The sequence below is a fragment of the Nocardia sp. NPDC004722 genome, assembly GCF_053601505.1.
In genome coordinates this window covers 1-2,033 of the sequence record NZ_JBSGBY010000957.1, presented here as the reverse complement: position 1 = coordinate 2,033, position 2,033 = coordinate 1, and the positions used below count along the sequence as shown (strand labels likewise).

Sequence of the window (2,033 nt, the reverse complement as noted above, 5' to 3'; positions counted from 1 at the left end):
GCGTCGGTTTGTCTGTCTCTCACGGGGAGGAATGCGCATGTTTCCCGGAAGCCACGTCGCCGATCAGCCGGAGCGGGCGGCGGTCATCGTCGCCGATACCGGTGCGGCCCTGAGCTTTCGCGAGCTCGACGACGAGTCGCTGAGGTTCGCGAGCCACCTGTACACGGCGGGGCTGCGGCCCGGCGACCACATCGCCATGATCACCGACAACACCGTCACCGCGTTCGTCGTCTACTGGGCGGCGCTGCGTTCGGGGCTCTACATCACCGCGGTCAACTCGCATCTGACCGCCGACGAGGCCGCCTACATCGTGAACGATTGCGGCGCACAGGTACTCGTCGCCTCGGCCGCCCTCGGCGACCTCGCCAGGGAGGTCGGCGAGCGGACGCCGAAGGTGGCGAGCCACTTGGCCTTCGGCGGCGCGCTCGACGGCTACGACAGTTTCGAGGACGCCCTGGCCGCGGTGACGACACCGGCGCTGCCCGCGCAGCCGCGCGGCGCGGACATGCTGTACTCCTCCGGAACCACCGGAAGGCCCAAGGGAATTCGGATGCCGCTGCCGACCCACGCGGTCGACGAACCCGGGGACCTGACGACGGCGGTGTTCGGCGGGCTCTACGGTTTCGACCGCGGCACCGTGTACCTCTCGCCCGCGCCGATCTATCACGCCGCGCCCCTGCGATTCGGCGGTGTCGTGCAGGCGCTCGGCGGCACGGTGGTGCTGCTGAGCCGCTTCGACCCGGAGGCCGCGCTGGCCGCGATCGAACGCTTCGGTGTGACGCACAGCCAGTGGGTGCCGACCATGTTCGTGCGAATGCTCAAGCTGGACAACGGTGTTCGCGCCAAATACGACCTGTCGAGTCACCGGGTGGCGGTGCACGCCGCCGCGCCCTGCCCGGTCGAGGTGAAGCAGGCCATGATCGACTGGTGGGGCCCGATCATCCACGAGTACTACTCGTGCACCGAGTCCAACGGCCTCACCTTCATCGACTCGGCCGGGTGGCTGCAACGGCCCGGCTCGGTCGGACGGCCCGCACTCGGCGTGATCCACATCTGCGACGACGACGGAGCGTCCCTGCCGCCCAGGCAGATCGGGACCGTCTACTTCGAACGTGACACCGCCGCATTCGAATACCACAACGACCCCGACAAGACCGCGAGCACCCGCCACCCGGCGCACCCCGACTGGACCACCACCGGCGACATCGGCTACGTCGACGAGGACGGCTACCTCTACCTCACCGACCGCAAGGCGTTCATGATCATCTCCGGCGGGGTGAACATCTACCCGCAGGAGATCGAGAACGCCCTCGCCCTGCACCCGAAGGTCCTCGACGTCGCCGTGATCGGCGTCCCCGACGCCGAGATGGGCCAATCCGTCAAGGCTTTCGTCCAACCCGCCCCCGACGCCGCCGACACCGACCTCGCCACCGAACTCACCGCCTTCCTCCGCGAACGCATCGCCGGCTACAAAATCCCCCGCACCTTCACCCTCGTCGAGGCCCTACCCCGCACCCCCACCGGCAAACTCGCCAAGGGCAAACTCCCCACCGACTGACCGCGACCCGCCGACCCAGGCGATTTGCCGCACGGGTAGGGGAGTGTGCTAATTTTTCTCCACCCGGCGAGGTGCACAACACCAAGCCGGACAGCCGCTCCCACGGCTACCCGAGGTTCTATAGCTCAGCGGGAGAGCACTCGCTTCACACGCGAGGGGTCGCTGGTTCGATCCCAGCTAGAACCACTGGAAAACGGCCGGTCATCGCAGGTTTCGCGATGGCCGGCCGTTTTCGTGCGATACGTGCAATATCGCGGGCGCGACGGCTGGCACCCGGAACACTGGGTACGACGGTGGGTTGGCGATCACAGTCGCACCCGGCGTTCGACTCGGGCTGCTGGCGTCATGCGGCGGCCCCATCTCCCGGCGCCGCCTACCCCCACCGAGCCCCTAGCGTCAACCGGTAAACATCCTCCGCGAGCGTTCTATGCTGTCGGGCATGGTGGGGTCAGATCCGGTGAGTCGTGGTGAAAGT

At 67.7% G+C, this 2,033-nt stretch carries 1 protein-coding gene and 1 tRNA gene; both read left to right on the top strand.

Going from position 1 to position 2,033, the window contains the following annotated elements:
* Positions 1–37 precede the first annotated feature (37 nt).
* Positions 38–1,558, top strand: coding sequence for an acyl-CoA synthetase (locus tag ACWELQ_RS44540; protein WP_452402994.1), 1,521 nt, complete (start codon positions 38–40; stop codon positions 1,556–1,558).
* A gap of 114 nt (positions 1,559–1,672) precedes the next feature.
* Positions 1,673–1,744, top strand: a tRNA-Val gene (locus ACWELQ_RS44535).
* The last annotated feature ends 289 nt before the right edge of the window (positions 1,745–2,033 follow it).

Bases quoted from the DNA above. Each gene is read 5' to 3' on its own strand.
- ACWELQ_RS44540 (WP_452402994.1), top strand. From the start codon at position 38: ATGTTTCCCGGAAGCCACGTCGCCGATCAGCCGGAGCGGGCGGCGGTC.